Below are 14,133 nucleotides of genomic sequence, written 5' to 3' on the forward strand. Positions count from 1 at the left end.
CCCTCGCACCTCAGGGAGCAGAGGGGGGTTATGCGGTTCTTTCGGATTAGGGAGCATGGATTTCGGACACTCACGAGTGTTCTTTCGTGGTCCACGACGGCCGTCGGGCCGCAGAAACTGAGGTGCGAGGTGCGCTTCGACGAGCCTCGAAGGGTCGCCGTCACCGGGTCGGTCGCATAAGCGGGTCCGCATGTCCGACAACCGCACCCGCGGCCGAGCCGTGCGAGTCGGTGTGCGCATGTAGCGTGGTGGTCTGTCACCACGTGCGCAGCACATCGGATAGCGAGGACTCCACATGGCACTTCATGCATTGCTCGCCAAGGCCGGCGCGACGGTCGCGACCGGCTTCGTCGGCGCCGTCGCCTACGACGCCGTGCGCACGGTCGCCCGGCGGGCTCCGCTGCGTGAGGGCGCGGTCGTCGCGACCACGTGGGGAATCCGCGGCACGCGCAAGGCCGAGGAGGTCGCCGAGTCGGTGCGCCTCAACACCGCTGACATCGTCGCCGAAGCGAAGGAACGGCTCGGCGAGGAGGCGACCCCACCCGGGACCGCCGTCGCGCACGACCACGATCACGATCACTGAGACGTGAGCACGACCCTGCCGACGTACTCGCCGGAATTGTTGCCGACCGACATCGTCGTCCGGTCGTCGGCGGCGGGCCGGGTCCGTCTGACGGTCCCGTGGCTGCGGGTTCCGGGTCGGGCCGTCGCCGACCGGCGTGCCGTGGCCATCGAGGAGAGCGTGGCCAGGGTCGCGGGTGTGCGCGCCGTACACGCATATCCGCGGACGGCATCGGTCGTCGTATGGTTCCGGGCTGACACGGATCGGGACGCCATCGATCATGCGATCGCGGCGGCCACCCACGCAGACCCCGCGAATCTGCCCGATCGTGCGCCACATTCGGCGGACGTCACCAACGCCGACCTGTTACGCATGGGCATCGGCGCCGGAGCGCTCGTGCTGCTGGGATTCCGGCGCTACGGCTTCCGCCGTCCCCCGCTGCTCGGCCCGGCGTCGCGCACCGTCGCCACCGGCGTCACCATCTTCTCCGGCTACCCGTTCCTCCGGGGTGCGGTACGGTCCCTGCGCGGTGGCCGGGCCGGGACCGACGCGCTGGTCTCGGCGGCAACGATCGCGAGCCTCCTGCTGCGCGAGAACGTGGTCGCGTTGACCGTGTTGTGGCTGCTCAACATCGGCGAGTTCCTCCAGGACCTCACCCTGCGTCGTACCCGCCGCGCCATCGCCGATCTGCTGCGCGGCACCCAGGACACCGCATGGGTCCGCCTCGCCGACGGCACCGAGGTGCAGGTGGCCATCGACGCCCTCCACGTCGGGGATGCGGTGATCGTTCACGAACAGGTCGCCGTCGCGGTCGACGGAGTGGTCGTCGACGGCGAGGCGGTGGTCGACCAGTCCGCGCTCACCGGCGAGAACCTCCCGGTGACCAAACACATCGGGGATCGCGTGCAGGCCGGCTCGGTGGTGCTCACCGGGCGGATCGTGATCACGGCCGACGCCGTGGGTGATGACACCTCGATCGGTCGCATCATCAGCCGGGTCGAGGAGGCCCAGCGCGACCGCGCGCCCATCCAGACGGTCGGCGAGAACTTCTCCCGCCGCTTCGTGCCGGCCTCGTTCGCGATGTCCGCTCTGACGCTGCTCCTCACCCGCGATCTCCGTCGTGCGATGACGATGCTGCTCATCGCGTGCCCGTGTGCCGTGGGGCTGTCCACGCCGACCGCGATCAGTGGCGCCATCGGGAACGGGGCACGGCGCGGCATCCTCATCAAGGGTGGGTCGCATCTCGAGGCCTCCGGCCGGATCTCGGCGGTGGTGTTCGACAAGACCGGCACCCTGACCGTCGGTCGCCCGGTCGTGACCAATGTGGTGTCCTTCTCCGACGCGTGGCAGCCCGAGCAGATCCTCGCCTATGCCGCCAGCTCCGAGATCCATTCGCGTCATCCGCTCGCCGAAGCGGTCATCCGCTCCACGGAGGAACGGCGCATCGAGATCCCGACACACGCCGAGTGCGAGGTCATCGTCGGACTCGGCATGCGCACCCGCGCCGACGACGGACGCGTGCTCCTGCTCGGCAACCCGTCGCTCCTCGACCGCCACGGCGTCGCGATCTCCGACGACGCCATCGACTGGGTGGACCGGTTGCGGCACGCGAGCGAGACCCCGCTCCTGTTGGCTGTCGACGGCACGCTGGTCGGACTGGTGAGCCTGTCCGATGAACTGCGCCCCGAGGCGCGCGAGGTACTGGATGCGCTGCGCGCCGACGGCGTCACCGAGATCGCCATGCTCACGGGCGATCACCCGGTCACCGCGGCAACGATCGCCGCCGAGCTCGGCATCGAGCGATGGGCCGCCGAGGTCACCCCCGACGACAAGCTCGCGGTGGTGCGTGAACTGCAGGCGCTCGGTCATGTCGTCGCGGTGGTCGGTGACGGTGTCAACGACGCCCCCGCCCTGGCCGCTGCGGACATCGGTATCGCGATGGGGTTGGCCGGCACCGACGTCGCCGTCGAGACCGCCGACGTCGCACTCGCCGGGGACGACCTGCGCAAGCTGCTCGACATCCGGGATCTCGGTTCGCACACCGTCGAGGTGATCCGCCAGAACTATGGCATGTCGATCGCCGTCAACGCCCTGGGTCTGGTGATCGGCGCCGGCGGTGCGCTCTCGCCGGTACTGGCCGCGGTGCTGCACAATGCGTCGTCGGTTGCAGTGGTGCTCAACAGTTCTCGGCTCATCCGATACCAGGTCGAAGCGACCTCCGCCGCGTTGCCACGAGGGTGACGGATGACTGAGCCGCGCGTGACGAGCCCGACGTTCGACTGCCCCGCCGGGACGATCGTGGCTCGGGTGGACGGACAGGTCGTGCGTGCCACCGGTATCCGCTATGCGCACGCAGAGCGCTTCGAGGCTCCGTCCCCGCAGCCGCCGGCCGACGAGCCGATCGACGCGACGTCGTGGTCCCCGGCCTGCCCCCAACGGAACGGCGAGGGAATCGTCCACAACACCTTCGGCGATGCCGCACTCGGCGAGATGGTCGGCGACGAGCATGCGCAGTACGTGTCGGTCACGCTGCCGGTCGATCGTCAACCGGGCGAGACGCTTCCGGTGATGGTCTGGATCCATGGCGGGTCGTACATCATCGGCGCAGCTGACGCGCCGTGCCACGATCCGGGCGCCCTGGTCGCCGAGCAGCGGGTGATCGTCGTGTCGGTGACCTACCGCCTGGGCTTGTTCGGGTTCCTCGGCGACGGCGTCGGTCGGCCGGCGAATCTCGGCTTGCTGGACATGATCGAAGCGCTGCGCTGGGTACAGCGGAACATCGCATCGTTCGGGGGAGATCCCCACGCCGTCACGGTGTTCGGTGAATCGGCCGGAGGCGACGCGATCGCGCAGCTGATGGCGGCCGACGGCGTGCCGGGCCTGTTCCACCGGGCCATCGTGCAGAGTGCTCCGCTCGGCATCACCCGCCGGCGCGAGCGGTTGCACGCCGACATGTTCGCCGCCTCGCACAACGTCTCGGCGTCGGCGACGGTCGAGGAGGTCCTCGCCGTACAGGACTCGATGATGGGACTCAAAGCGGTGCTGCAGCACGGTCTTCCCGCATTCATGTCCTTCGGTCCGCAGTACGGCCACCATCCGCTGCCGCCCGAGATCGACGTCGACGCGGTGTGGGAGCGACGAGCGCGGGACGTCGAGGTCCTGATCGGGTGGAACAGCCGCGAGGCCGCGTTCTTCACCGCGGCCATCGGCGGGGTGTCGTCGTTACCCGCTGTGCCGATCGTCGGCACCTGCTTGTACGAGAGCCTTGTCGGGCAACTCACCCGTGCCATCTACACGTCGGCGGCCGATCGCTTCGCGCGGCGCCACCGGCGGGCCGGTGGCAAGGCGGCGCAGTACGTCATCGAATGGGGCGCAGCCGATCACCCGCTGCGTGCCGTGCACACAGTGGACATTCCGCTGCTGTTCGGGACTCCGGAGACCTGGGCCGGCGCCCCGATCCTCGCCGGGTACGACGCCGATCGGGCAGCCGAGGACGGCAGCCGGCTGCGCCAGATCTGGGCCGACTTCGCCCGGGACGGATGGACCGCCCCGGAGGATGTGCCGGGCCTGATCCGCTTCCCCTGAATTCCAAGAGACTTCGTATCGATGGTGCGCGCCATGCCCGCATTCACGCTATAGATCGCGCCGGTTCGCGGATCGCGACCGGGACGAGTACGGCGGCGATCATCACGGGTGCGGCGAGTGTGAGCGCCAACCCGAGATCGCCCGCGACGGCGAGGCCCAGCCCGCCGGCCGACGCGCCCACGAAGACCCCGAGACTCATCCCGGCACCATGGAGTGAGTAGGTCGTCGCGGTCAGGTCGCCTCCCTGCGCGGCGATCGAGGTCGTGAGTTGTGCAGCGATCACGGCGTGTCCTGCGCCCATGACCACGGTCATGACCAATGCAACAGCGAGATTCGTGGTGAGAAAGACAACCACGACGCCGAGGCCGACCCCGGCCAGGCAGATCCACAGCACGAGTCGCGTGGTGCCGGTCCCGGCATCCGATCGTCGAATCCACCGGCCGGCGAGGAAGTTACCGGCGAAGAAGCTGATTCCGCTCAACGTCCAGACGGCAGTGAACGCGGTGGCGGAGAAATCGAATCGGCTGTCGTACTGTACGGCGAGAAACGACAGGTAGCCCATGAACGATGCGGTCCTCAGCGCGCCGATCCCGACGAGCCCGAGGAGGTCCGCGCGGCGACGAAGGCGTCGGAAGGCGCCGAGGTACGTCTCGCCGCGCGGAGTCGTCCGCGTGTCGACGCGCGCCCGTCGCATCATCGACGCCGCGGCCAGGAGGGCGAGGACCGCCGTCAGCCACAGCACTCCTCGCCAGCCCGCCCAGATCGCGAGGGCCCCGATCACCGGTGCCGCCATGACGGCCGCCAGTGTCTGCCCGGAGGTCACGATCGTCGCGGCACGCCCACCGTCACGGGGATCGGCGTAGGTACCGGCTGCGATCGTCAGCAGTGCGGGAAGCAATACTGCTGTGGCAGAGCCAATTCCGATGCAGAACACAACAAGCGCGGGTAGGGCCGGGATGGTTCCGATCGCTGCGGCGAGGGCCAACGAGGTCAGGGCCGCCGACGCGACGACTCGGGGGTTCCATCGTCCTATCAGCGGTGCGAATGCCGCGGCGGTGAGCACTGCCGCGACGCCGCCCAGCCCCCGAAGGGTTCCCACTGCCGCGGTTCCCGCCGCCACCGACTCGGCGATGGGGACCAGAAAGGTCGAGAACACCGTGAAGGGAACGAGACCGAGGATCGCCGCAACCACCGCCGGCCAGAGTGTGACGATGATGGTGCGGTCGGCGACGGGAGTGTCGTGGGAGGCGTCGTCGACCGGCGGCCTCGTCGTTTCGGAGTCGGACATGTCTCAGCGCAGGCCCTTCACTCGGTCGTCCGACCAGGGGGAACAGCCCGGGACCAGGTCGCGATTGATCGCAGCAAGCCACAACTCATCCCGTAACGATAACCGTTGTCATTTGTGAATTGATCACCGAACACCGGAAGCACTCCGATGAGTTTTCGGCCCGAGGCGTGTCTACAGTGTTGACCGCCCCATCACGGGGGCGCCACGGAAAGGGAAACCCGATGTCTCGCATGCTCTTCGTCAACACGACCGCCACCGATATCCCCGCTACCCGGGAGTTCTTCAGCGGCCTGGGTTTCGAGTTCAACGACGACTTCTGCGACGACACCACTCTGTGCCTGGTGGTCAATGACTCGTCGTTCGTGATGATCATGACTCCAGAGAAGTTCCAGGGCTTCATCACCGGCGGGATCAGCGACACCACGAAGGACCGCGAGGTCCTGCTCGCGATCTCGGCCGAGTCGCGTGAGGCCGTCGACACCCTCGTGGACAAGGCGCTCGCGAGCGGTGGAAGCGCCTGGCAGGAGACTCAGGACCACGGTTGGATGTACGGGCGGAGCTTCCGCGATCTCGACGGTCACGCCTGGGAGGTCTCCTACATGGATCTCTCGGCCATGGCGGGCTGACGACTGCGATCGCCGTCAGGCAGCCGGACGCTGTCCGACGGCGATCAGCGTGTCGCAGTCGACTTCGACGATGCCCTCCTCGGCGAGCCGACGGAGGAATCCGGTGCGCACGTCGTCGACGGCGTCGGTGTCGAGTCCCGCGAGGGCTCCCCGTAGTCCACTGCCGAGGACCATCGACCAGGAGAACTCGTCGGTCCGGGGCACGCGGAGATCCAGGACTGATGCCGAAACATCAGTGGCACCGACCGATTCGAGCCAGTCGACGATCTTCTCCTCGGTGTCGATCCGAGTGATCGGGTGAGGTGGGCCGTCGGAGGGCGCGCGCGGGCCGGGCGGCGGTGGGGTCTTCTTCACCCGTGCGACCTCGGTGAAGTATGCGCCGGTGAAGTCGTACAGTGCGTCGTCGTGCCAGACCCCGATCGCGATCCGGCCACCAGGACGCACGAGGGTGAGCAGATTGCTTACAGAGTCGTCCATGCCGGGAAGGAAGAACACGCCGAAACCGCATGTGAGGACGTCGTACCCGCCGTCATCTCGGCCAGGTAGGGCAGTCACGTCATCGACGCGGAAGTCGATGTTGCGCAAGCCCGCCGCGTACGCGCTCGTCTTTGCGCGGTCGATCAGGTCGGCCGCGAAGTCGACGGCGGTGACATGTCCGTCGGGACCGACGACGCGGGCCGCGGCCAACGCACTCGCACCTGTACCGGAGCAGACGTCGAGAACGCGGTCGCCGAGTGCGACGCGTCCTCGTGCCACCAGGGACTCACCTGCCGGTCCCCACACGAAGGGCGTCACGAAATCGAAGTCGGGACTGGTCGAGTTGAAGGTGTCGACGAGGCTTGGTCCGGGCATGTGACCAGCGTAGACCTGTTGACAACGGTTTTCGATAAAGTGTCCGACGCCTCACTCGGTAGACGGGGCGATCCCGACCAGCACCGAGCTGATCCCCATCTGCCAGACGGTTCCCGCTTCGGCGAACCCGGAGGCGAGCATGATCTCGCGGTGCTGGTCGGCGGTCAGCTCGTTGTCACCTCCGTGCACCGGGACGTCTCGCGCGCGGTGCGACAGCAGATCGGCGAACTCCGGTTCGTCCGCGACGGCGCCCCACCACTGGTGCCACGTCTCCTGTCCCCGGACATCTCGACGATCCGCCGCACGCTCGCCGACCTCCGTCGCGATCTCCTGGAGGCCAGGGGAGTCTGCGAAGAGGTGATCCGCATTGACGACCACGCCTCCCGGGCGTAGGAGAAGCGCGCACTCGCGGTAGATCGCGGCCACGACGGGTACCGATGGATAGTGCAGGGCGGTGCTCGTGACGACCGCTCCGACGCCTAGGTCGCGCAGATCATCCGCCCAGCCCGGGGTGCCGAGATCTGCTTGCCGGAAGTCGATGTCCGGATGGACCGCAGCTCCCAGCGCGAGGAGGAACGGGTCGATGTCGATGCCGATCACGGTGGTGCCGGGGAACGCGTGCGACACGACGGCCGCGAGTGACCCAGGGCCACAACCCACATCGATCACCACCGCCGGTGGGGCGGGTGCCGCGGCGAGAACGTCGCAGACCACCTCGAACCTGTCGGTCCGCGCGACGGCGTAGTGCTCCTGCTGACGTTCCCAGCGATCGAACCATTCGAGTGCGAGATCGTGGTTCACGACACGACTTCCGTGTCCACCGCCGCAGGTTGCGAGCGTTCGGCCGAGACCACCAGTGCGATGGCGCCCAGACCCGCCACGGTCGCTGCGCCCGCGCAGATCCAGAAGGCCAGGGACACACCCCCGGAAGTCTCGACCATCTGTCCCGCGATGGCAGCGCCCAGTGCAGCCACGCTCATGTTGACGCAGGTGAACCACGTGTAGGCCTCGGTGAGCATCCCGGCCGGAACCGCTGCCGCCACGAGTTCGGCGAGGATCGCGGTGGCCGGTGCGATGACCGCGCCGGTCAGCACGAGGATCACGGCGAACGCAGGTATCGAGTCGGTGAGGTTCCACAGTGCGTAGCCGAGAGCGAGCGCGCCGAGCACCACCGTGGATCGACGCGCCAGCCCGGCGATCGGGGTGTTCGGCCACGGCAGCGCTCCGTAGGTCAGGCCGCCGGCGGCGCTGCCGAGACTCCAGATCGCGATGAGCAGGCCGGTGGTCGCCGAGCCCTGACCGTCGCTGCGCAACTCGGCGAATGCCGCAATCGCCACCGGTGAGGCGCCGAATCCGAAAGCAACGGCCGCAGTGATGGCGAGCATCGTCGGAAACCCGGTCACGCGGAGCGGACCCAGACCGACAGTCCGAGCGCCGCCGGCGGTGCCGGACACCGACCGCAACGCGGCACCGCGGGCAACCATCACCGTCCCCACCGCGGTGGTCAGCGCTGCCACCCCGATCGCCGACGCCGTCCCGGTTGTCGACGGATCCTCGGCACCGACGACGTCTGTCGCCAGGATGAAGCCCGACAGCAGGAGCGGCCCCATCACGAAGACCAGCTCGAACACGGTCGACTCCGCGGCCATCGCGGTGGTACGACCGGATTCGTGCCCGCCGCCTGGACGGGTGAGGTGTGTCCATCCCGCGCGGATGGCCGGTGAGAGTGGCGGGAACAGTGCTCCGGCGATCACCGCAACGGTCATGGTCACCCAGAGTCGCTGATCGGACAGCACCACCCAGAGCAACGCGAGCTGAGATACCGAGTACGCCAAGGCGATGACCGGGAGTACGCGAGACACGGTGAAGCGATCGACGAGCCGACCGGCGACCGGTGCGGCGACGGCCGTGGCGAGAGAGAGTGCGCCGGCCACGAATCCGGCTTCGGCATAGTTGCCGCTGACCGCACGCACGAGCAGCAGCCACGCGACGATGGTCACCCCGTGCCCGAGGCGAGCGAGCGTGCCGCCGATCAGGAGCATCGGCGCACCGGGGATCCGCCACAGCTCCAGGTACCGCCTCACGTGAGTACACCTTCGGGCTGCGACGGTGCGACCGGACGGCCGGTCAGACGCATGCGCACGGCGACCTGGTCGATGGCCGACGCGATGGCAGCGGCGTCGTGCCCCCGGAACCGGAAGCGGCCACCCACGTGCTCGTAGTACGCATCGGCGTCGCTGATGATGTCGCCGACGCTCACCACGTTCTCGCCGTAGAGTTCCGGCGGTGCCCAGTCCGTGCCGAGTGCCGCCGTGGCGGCGGTGATCTCGCACGGACGCTGCGTCGGCGCGGCGACCAGCAGCAGCCCGCCGAGCTCACGAGGTGCATGCACCTCATCCACGGGGTCCGGTGTCACGCGCTCACCGAGCGCCAGCCGGAAGGCGGTCTCCATCAGGTCATGACCGTGGATGTCGCGCCACAGGAACGGGATCTCGGCCCCACCGACCCGTGCGCCGACTTCCAGGAATGTGCACCGTGGTCCGGATTCGCCGGTGGACAGGAAGGTCTCGAGATGGAACACCGTCGAGCGCCCCCGGGCCAGGCGGGTCACGATCTTCAGAGCATGATCGTGCACGAGTCGCAGCGTTGCAGGGTCGTCGACCTCCACCGAGCCGACCCAGCCGCCGGAGCGAAAGCCCAACGGAGTGTTCAGGTATCGATGTACGCGCCATACCGGGAGCGAGCCCTCGGCGTGGACGCCGTCGACGTGGAGAAGCGTGCCGGTGGCAAGAGTCTGGACGAAGTGCGGACCCAGCTCGGCGACGCGGGTGCCGAGGTCGAGGCCTGCCGGCTCGTCCTCGCGCACCACGATCACCCCGGCGCTGGAACTGCCGAACCGCGGCTTGAGCACGACCGGCCAGCCGTGAGAACGTCCGAATTCCTCGATGTCCCGCCAGCTTTCGACAGCAGCGAAGGCCGGCAACCGCTCTCCGGTGGTCGCGACCGCCTTGGCCATCGCCATCTTGTCGCGGAACACGCGTAGGTCGTCGGCCGACCATCCGGGTAGACCTCGACGTGCGCGCAACCCGGCGGCCACCAGGAGATCGTCTTCTTTCAGTGCGATGACCGCGTCGGCGCCACCGTGCGCGATCTCGAGGCTGCGCAGGGCCGCCTCGGCCTCGTCCGGATCGTCGGTGGCTGCGACGATCCTCATCGCCGCAGCCCCGGACGGAACGCCCGCTGCTCCGGTGGGCGTGGTGATGTAGCTGACCCGGTCGACGGTGTGGTCGATGTAGTTCTCGTACAGAGCATAGGGCGTCGCCCAACGATGCAGGACGACGACGTGCCGACTCACGACGCGGCCCCCGTCGTCGCGCCGCCTTCGACATGTTCCACGTCGTAGAAGCCGTCGCCGTCGAGGTACATCACGGTCGCGAGATCGCGGTCGAGGATGTCGCGGACGGGATGACTGAGGCCGATCATCATCGGCTCGGTGACGTCGGAGATCGTCACCGGGATCGATTGTCCCGGCTGGATGATGGCCTGATGGTTGTGATAGCTCGGCAACCGCTGCACCTCATCGAGTTTCGGATAGCCTCGCAATGTTCCGGCGACCGGCGAGGTGAGAAAGGCCATCGCGGTGTGAGCATGTTGTCGACGCGGCCGAAGGTGGTTTTCGCGGAACTCCTCCGGCTCCAGAAATGCTCTGACCGTCCACTCGATCTGCGACTCACCGACCGCTAGGTGAGCGAAGTACGCGGTGTCGGCACCGCATAGGCGAGCCCCGATCTCCACCAGCGCGGGACCGTCGGCCGTCATCATCACTTCGAGGTGGGCGGGGCCGTAGCTGATGCCGAGCGCATCCAGTACCGAAGTGCCATAGTCGGCGAGCAGCTCTCCGATCGGATCGTCGACCGCGATCGAGGTCGCGGCGGCAACTCGGTCGGTGACGCCGTTGGCCGAGATCTTGGTGTACTTCCACATGTCGGTGACGCGGTGACGGCCCGCGCAGCTCACCGTGTTGACCACGTACTCGCCACCCACCAGGAACTCCTGCACCACAACACCTTCGTTCCGGATTCCGAAGATGTTGTCCGACGCCGCAACCCGGTCCATGGCATCGAGGGTCTGCTCTGGCGTATCGCAGAAGTGCACCCCGTCGTTGGCCGCGCTACGCGTCGGTTTGACCACCACGCGACCGCCGCGGGCACGATGCCATTCCGCGGCGGCCGCCGCGTCAGGAACGCAGATCTGATCGGCGGTGTGCAGGCCGCATGCCGACAGCCGATCGATCATGCCGAACTTGTCGCGGCGTACGGAGCTCAACGCCGTGCCGTTCCCGGGCAACCCGAGCCGCTCGGCCAGGGCGTCGGCGAGTTCGACACCCGTCTCACCTCCGGTGATCACCGCGACCGGCCGATGCTCGGCCACCGCGGCCACCGTCCGCTCGAACCCGGGGCCGTCGAACATGTCGCCCTCGTGAATGATCGGGGGTGCGAAGCCGGGTTCGTCGAAGCCGCCGTAGGCCGGAGGCACCTGTGGCGTGCTCTGCACCCGGATCACTTCGTGCCCGGCGTCGAGGAAGCCGCGGGCCAGCCGCAGCGTCGGCGCGTAGAGGTCGACCATCACCACCACTGAACTCATCGCGCGTTCTCCAGTTCTCCTAGGACCTCGATCAACCGGCGAACCTCGTCGGCGGAGGTGTAGGCGTGCACGCTGGCCCGCACCGAGGCGGTCTTCTCGCCGTCACGGCCCTGACAGTGACCGTCGGCGCGCACCATCAGACCCCGACTGTCGAGGATGAACCCGAGGTCGTTCGAGGAGATGTCGCGGTGGCGGAAGGTGACGATGCCGACACGTCGTTGCACAGGCGAATCGAGACGCAGGCTGGACTGGCACCCGAGGACTTCGTAAGCATCCATCGACGACAACGCGTCGGTGAGCAGGGCACCGAGTGCGAGAGTCCACTCGTGTATCCGGTCCACGCCGGCAGCGTCGAGCCAGTCGAGGGCGGCGCAGAGACTGACGATCCCGCTGGTGTTGGGGGTACCCGACCAGCCGTTCGGCGCAAACACGTGTCCCCGTCGATTGCGCGCCCAGATCGCCCCGATACCGGGGAGAGCCATTGCCTTGTGACCCGAGAAGACGACGAAGTCGACATCGAGCGCACCGACGTCGATGGGGAGGTGTCCCACACTCTGGGCGGCGTCGAGGCAGATCACCACGTCCGGTCCGACGGCATCGCGGAGACGGTGGACGTTCATGTCGTTGCCATAGACGTGATGGACGTGGGTCGCGGCGACGAAGGTCGTCCGTGGGGTCAGGAGCCTGCGGAGCGCCTCGATGTCGTAATCGCCTGTGCCGGTGGATTCGTAGGGTAGGGCATCGATGGCAACGCGAATGCCCCGGGATGCCAGTGACTCAATAGCTTCCGTCCACGGCAGCAGGTTGGCCTGATGATCGGCGAAGGGGGCGATGATGTGGTCGCCATCGCGCAGGTGAGTGGTCAACCAGTCCAGCGCGATTCGGCGAAGTCCACCGCTGGTGCCGCTCGTGAACGTCACTCCGGAACCGTCTGATCCGGTGTCGCCGAGGAACCGGGCAACGCGGCCGCGGGCCGCTTCCACGATGTCGGTGGTGGCGTTGGCCCACGTGTATGTACCCCGGCCGGCGTTGGCGTTGATGGTGCACAGGTATCGGTTCACCGCATCGATGACCGCCTGCGGCTTCTGCGCGGTGGCCGAACTGTCCAGGTACGCCCGGTCGGGGTGGCCCGTCAGGATGGGGAACTGGGCTCGGACCTCACGGTTCCACGGTCCCAGCCGCTCGATGACCTCGGCCGGGTCGGCCAGCCGCGAGGAGAGCAGATCCGGTGTGGTCATCGGTCGGCCCCCGCGCCGCGAACCAGCGGTGCGCCCGCGTCGCGCCACGCGATGACGCCGCCCGACAGGCTGCGGACGTCGTGGTGCCCCATCCGCCGCATGAGAGCGCTGTAGCGCAACGATTTCTCGCCCACCGGGCACACCAGCAGTACCGGCTGGTCGGCGCCCACCGGCAGACCGCTGTGCAGCAGTTCGGCGAAGACCTCGTCGACGATGTTGATCGAGCCCTCGATGTGGGCGGCCGCGAAGGCGAAACCTCCGCGCAGGTCGATCACCGTGGGCCGCTCCTGCGCCATCCACGACCGGGCCCGCGCGGCGTCGACGACAGCGGCTGCGGCGAGATCCTGATCCGCGAGGTTGCGGACGTCGTGGGTGCGCGGCGGCTGTTTCAGCAGTTCGGGTCGCCGCGTGCGGACATAACTCATGTAGCTTTCGACGCGGTCGCAGACGATGAACACAGCACTTTCACGACGGCCCGACCCGTCGAGCTGACCGTCGATCTTCGCGAGATGCCGCACGGCGCCGAAATATGCTGCGCCGCCGGTCGGTCCGGCCAGCATCCCGCATCGGCGGACGAGATCGAGCATGCCGTCGATGGCCTCGTCAGCGCTGACCGCCTCGATCGCGTCGTAGGTCTCCGGGTCGAACAACCCGACCTCGTGGACCTCGTCGATGTTCCGGATACCGGGAATGAAGTCGGACTTCGCCGCAACGAGGCCCAGCACGTGCACTCCGTCGTCGACGATGCGCAGCGCCGCGGCGACCCCGGTCGAGGACCCGGCCGTGCCGACGCACGCGATGAAGTGGTCGGGGGCTCCGCCCAGATCGGCGACGATCTCCGGACCGGTGCCGTCGATGTGGGCCTGGACGTTGCGGCCGTTGAAGTACTGGTCGGTGTGGAAGTACTCGCTGCCGGGTTCGGACACGGCTCGGTGGATACGCGCGAGCGGGTCGTCGGTGTCGGTGATGTCCAGGCATTCTGCCTGTCCGGGCAGCTCCTCGATGTCGGCACCCAGGAGCAGCAGCAGATCTTTGATCTCCGGCACCTTCATGCGGTTGGTGACCGACCGGAACCGCACGCCGTGCATGCCCGCGATCACCGCGAGTGCCTTGGCGGTGTTGCCGCTGGAGAGCTCGATCATCGTGCGCTCGCCCGCCGCAGCGTCGTCGAGTCCTGGCTGTGCCATCGACCACGCGGCACGGTCTTTCACCGATCCGAACGGATTCAGCATCTCCAGCTTGGCGTACAAGTCGATGTTGCGTAGGCCGGTCACCGCTGGGTCCATCCTGACCAGCGGAGTGTTGCCGATGACGTCGGTCATGTTCTCGTAGATCATC

Annotated in this window: 12 protein-coding genes; 4 read left to right on the plus strand and 8 right to left on the minus strand. The window is 67.9% G+C overall.

Features of this window, described 5'->3' with window-relative positions:
- The first annotated feature begins 295 nt into the window (after positions 1-295).
- From ACFW3F_RS22500 to ACFW3F_RS22510, 3 genes are read left to right on the plus strand one after another with little or no spacing between them, the layout of a single operon-like run.
- On the plus strand, positions 296-583 hold the full coding sequence (locus tag ACFW3F_RS22500; RefSeq protein ID WP_388061396.1) for a DUF1490 family protein: 288 nt from the start codon (positions 296-298) through the stop codon (positions 581-583).
- A 3-nt stretch (positions 584-586) separates the two neighbouring features.
- Complete coding sequence (locus ACFW3F_RS22505; RefSeq protein ID WP_388061398.1) at positions 587-2,803, plus strand: heavy metal translocating P-type ATPase; 2,217 nt, start codon at positions 587-589, stop codon at positions 2,801-2,803.
- 3 nt (positions 2,804-2,806) lie between these two features.
- The gene (locus ACFW3F_RS22510; RefSeq protein WP_388061400.1) at positions 2,807-4,147 is read left to right on the plus strand and encodes a carboxylesterase family protein; all 1,341 of its coding nucleotides are present in this window, start codon (positions 2,807-2,809) and stop codon (positions 4,145-4,147) included.
- A gap of 43 nt (positions 4,148-4,190) precedes the next feature.
- Here the strand turns inward: ACFW3F_RS22510 and ACFW3F_RS22515 are convergent, their stop codons facing one another.
- A complete protein-coding gene (locus tag ACFW3F_RS22515) occupies positions 4,191-5,435 on the minus strand; it encodes an MFS transporter (RefSeq protein WP_388061402.1) in 1,245 nt (414 codons plus the stop codon).
- A 221-nt stretch (positions 5,436-5,656) separates the two neighbouring features.
- On the opposite strand from ACFW3F_RS22515, the gene ACFW3F_RS22520 reads away from it, so the two are divergent.
- Complete coding sequence (locus tag ACFW3F_RS22520; protein WP_388061404.1) at positions 5,657-6,061, plus strand: VOC family protein; 405 nt, start codon at positions 5,657-5,659, stop codon at positions 6,059-6,061.
- A 15-nt stretch (positions 6,062-6,076) separates the two neighbouring features.
- Here the strand turns inward: ACFW3F_RS22520 and ACFW3F_RS22525 are convergent, their stop codons facing one another.
- From ACFW3F_RS22525 to ACFW3F_RS22555, 7 genes are read right to left on the minus strand one after another with little or no spacing between them, the layout of a single operon-like run.
- Positions 6,077-6,913 carry a class I SAM-dependent methyltransferase gene (locus tag ACFW3F_RS22525; protein ID WP_388061406.1) on the minus strand — a complete coding sequence of 279 codons (837 nt, stop codon included), beginning with the start codon at positions 6,911-6,913 and terminating at the stop codon, positions 6,077-6,079.
- A 51-nt stretch (positions 6,914-6,964) separates the two neighbouring features.
- Positions 6,965-7,714, minus strand: a complete 750-nt coding sequence (locus ACFW3F_RS22530) for a class I SAM-dependent methyltransferase (protein WP_388061408.1) — start codon at positions 7,712-7,714, stop codon at positions 6,965-6,967.
- Entirely contained in the window at positions 7,711-8,997 is a 1,287-nt protein-coding gene (locus ACFW3F_RS22535) for an MFS transporter (protein ID WP_388061410.1), read from the minus strand. The genes ACFW3F_RS22530 and ACFW3F_RS22535 overlap by 4 nt, the downstream gene beginning before the upstream one ends.
- A complete protein-coding gene (locus tag ACFW3F_RS22540) occupies positions 8,994-10,268 on the minus strand; it encodes an acetyl-CoA carboxylase biotin carboxylase subunit family protein (protein WP_388061411.1) in 1,275 nt (424 codons plus the stop codon). Before ACFW3F_RS22540 ends, ACFW3F_RS22535 begins: the two co-directional genes overlap by 4 nt.
- Positions 10,265-11,557, minus strand: coding sequence for an ATP-grasp domain-containing protein (locus tag ACFW3F_RS22545; protein WP_388061413.1), 1,293 nt, complete (start codon positions 11,555-11,557; stop codon positions 10,265-10,267). Before ACFW3F_RS22545 ends, ACFW3F_RS22540 begins: the two co-directional genes overlap by 4 nt.
- Positions 11,554-12,795, minus strand: a complete 1,242-nt coding sequence (locus tag ACFW3F_RS22550) for an aminotransferase class V-fold PLP-dependent enzyme (protein ID WP_388061415.1) — start codon at positions 12,793-12,795, stop codon at positions 11,554-11,556. The genes ACFW3F_RS22545 and ACFW3F_RS22550 overlap by 4 nt, the downstream gene beginning before the upstream one ends.
- Positions 12,792-14,132 carry a pyridoxal-phosphate dependent enzyme gene (locus ACFW3F_RS22555; protein ID WP_388061417.1) on the minus strand — a complete coding sequence of 447 codons (1,341 nt, stop codon included), beginning with the start codon at positions 14,130-14,132 and terminating at the stop codon, positions 12,792-12,794. Before ACFW3F_RS22555 ends, ACFW3F_RS22550 begins: the two co-directional genes overlap by 4 nt.
- Position 14,133: the final 1 nt, after the last annotated feature.

This window comes from Gordonia sp. NPDC058843 (assembly GCF_042743165.1).
Taxonomy (GTDB): Bacteria; Actinomycetota; Actinomycetes; order Mycobacteriales; family Mycobacteriaceae; genus Gordonia.